Genomic DNA, 1,961 nt, shown 5'->3' with positions numbered 1-1,961 from the left:
TCGTTAACGTTAATGATCGGTAAACGACGTGTGCTCCATTTTCATCTTTTACATCTCAGGGTCCCGTCGTAGGTTGAACTGCGGCGGAAACTTACGAGGGTTTGAGTATGGATGTGCAGTTGGAAGCGCTTGGCCATGTGGCGGGCGGGGGTGAAGAAAATTCGCCCGACAGCATGTCGAGTTTCGCCCGCAATGTTTCAGCGATGCTTGAGCGGACGGAATATCGCCGCTGCGACAAGGGAGAGGACCTCGAAGACATCTATAGGTTACGCTACAAATCCTATCGCTTGAATGATATGGTGCCGGAAAACCCGGAACATATTGTGCATGACGAGCTCGACGAAGCTGAAAATTGTTCCAAGTTCGGCGTCTATATTGACGGCATCCTGGTCTCCACGGTGCGCATTCATCATGCCTGCCGGGCCACGCCGCAATCGCCGTCTACAACTGTCTACGGCGACATCCTGCGCCCGATGCTGGCTGCCGGGGCGCACTTTGCCGATCCGAGCCGCTTTGCTGCCGACCCAGACTGGTCGAAGGTCTATCCGCAGATCCCGTACCTGACGCTGCGCCTTGCCGGAATGGCCTGCTTCTACTTCGACGCACCTTACTGTCTCTCGACTATCCGGCCCGAACATGCGGGTTTCTACCGTCGTATCTACTGTTCTGAGCAGATCGGCGAGCTGCGCGACTATCCAGGCCTGAACTACAAGGTCGTGCTCTATCGCGCCAATGTCGCTGCCATTCGCGAGCGGTCGTTCTCGCGCTTTCCATTCTTCCGATCCACATCTCTGGAGCAGCGTATGCTGTTCGAGACACCTGGTGCTGGAGAATTGGCGCCGCTGACCATCCTGCCGACTGCCAAATATTTTCGCGAAGCCGCCTGAGATTAGGCGTTTCGCAGAACCACTGGAGCTTTCCGGCCGGATACGCGTTCTGATGGCTCGGCGCCTTGTCGTCCTCGCCATTGGTCGCCGAATCCACGGATATGCCAAAGGAACCCGTCATGACCATTTCCACACTTGCGCTCACCCCGCTTATCTCGCTGATCGCCGGCGTGCTGATCCTGGTCATGCCAAGGCTGTTGAACTACATCGTCGCGCTCTATCTGATCGTCGTCGGGTTGCTCGGGCTATTTCCGCATCTAGCCGGCTGAGGGCGCCGGCTTAGGCCACGCAAGCGTCTGCTTTCGAAGCATCTTTCCGCATCAAGCATCAGAATCCAGCGATCGGACTCCGTCGCGCGTTGGCAGCCGGCTTCAACCTTTCTTTGAGGCAGTTGTCCGCTGTTGTGCGGCAATAGCGCCATTGCTCTCGGCCCGGCTTTTCGCTATGTGCCTGAAAGATGTCTTCGAAGGGGTATTCCTATGGCTGATCACTCGCCGACCGGTCCTGTCGAACTGGGCGCGAAGATGGACTATGCCGAGCATGACCGCACCTATGCGGGCTTTCTCGCGCTGGCCAAATACGGATCGCTTTTCTGCGGAGCCCTGCTTCTGGCGATGGCCTTCGGCTTCTTCGCGGGCGGCTTCTTCTCGGCGACCATCCTGTTCGTGCTGATTATGGCCGTCGGCGCCTTTATCCTCCGATAGATTTTCCGACACCTTGTCCACGGCGCCGCCGCGAGGCCGGCCGGCGTCTTGCGGGAAATAGCTTCCGGCCGAAAGGATCATGCGGTGGGACAGACGGTTTTCATCCCTCGTGAGCTCGATGCCAATGAGCCGCGCGTCGCGGCCTCGCCCGATACGGTGAAACGGCTGGCGGCGTTGGGCTTCGACGTCGTCGTCGAGGCCGGCGCCGGCACGCGGTCGCGCATCCCCGACGAGGAGTTTTCCAAGGCAGGAGCCACGATCGGCAAGGCTTCCGATGTCGTCAAGGCCGATGTCGTGCTGAAGGTGCGTCGGCCCGGCGATGCCGAGCTGAAGAGCTACAAACCCGGTACAGCGGTCATTGCCATCATGG

3 protein-coding genes and 1 pseudogene are annotated in these 1,961 nt (G+C 58.9%); all 4 read left to right on the top strand.

Annotated elements, in window-relative coordinates; all coding sequences use genetic code 11:
• Window positions 1–107: 107 nt before the first annotated feature.
• The gene (locus EN893_RS31460) at window positions 108–887 is read left to right on the top strand and encodes a hypothetical protein (RefSeq protein ID WP_127267397.1); all 780 of its coding nucleotides are present in this window, start codon (window positions 108–110) and stop codon (window positions 885–887) included.
• A 119-nt stretch (window positions 888–1,006) separates the two neighbouring features.
• Complete coding sequence (locus EN893_RS31455) at window positions 1,007–1,156, top strand: DUF3096 domain-containing protein (RefSeq protein ID WP_013528205.1); 150 nt, start codon at window positions 1,007–1,009, stop codon at window positions 1,154–1,156.
• A 210-nt stretch (window positions 1,157–1,366) separates the two neighbouring features.
• Window positions 1,367–1,591, top strand: coding sequence for an aa3-type cytochrome c oxidase subunit IV (locus EN893_RS31450; RefSeq protein WP_127267396.1), 225 nt, complete (start codon window positions 1,367–1,369; stop codon window positions 1,589–1,591).
• A gap of 84 nt (window positions 1,592–1,675) precedes the next feature.
• Window positions 1,676–1,961, top strand: a pseudogene (locus EN893_RS31445) (NAD(P)(+) transhydrogenase (Re/Si-specific) subunit alpha); the annotation flags it as partial.

The sequence above is a fragment of the Mesorhizobium sp. M7A.F.Ca.CA.004.04.2.1 genome (assembly GCF_004022825.1).
Classification (GTDB): domain Bacteria; phylum Pseudomonadota; class Alphaproteobacteria; order Rhizobiales; family Rhizobiaceae; genus Mesorhizobium.
Note: the sequence above shows the minus strand (reverse complement) of the source record. Positions and strands in the feature narration are given on the sequence as shown.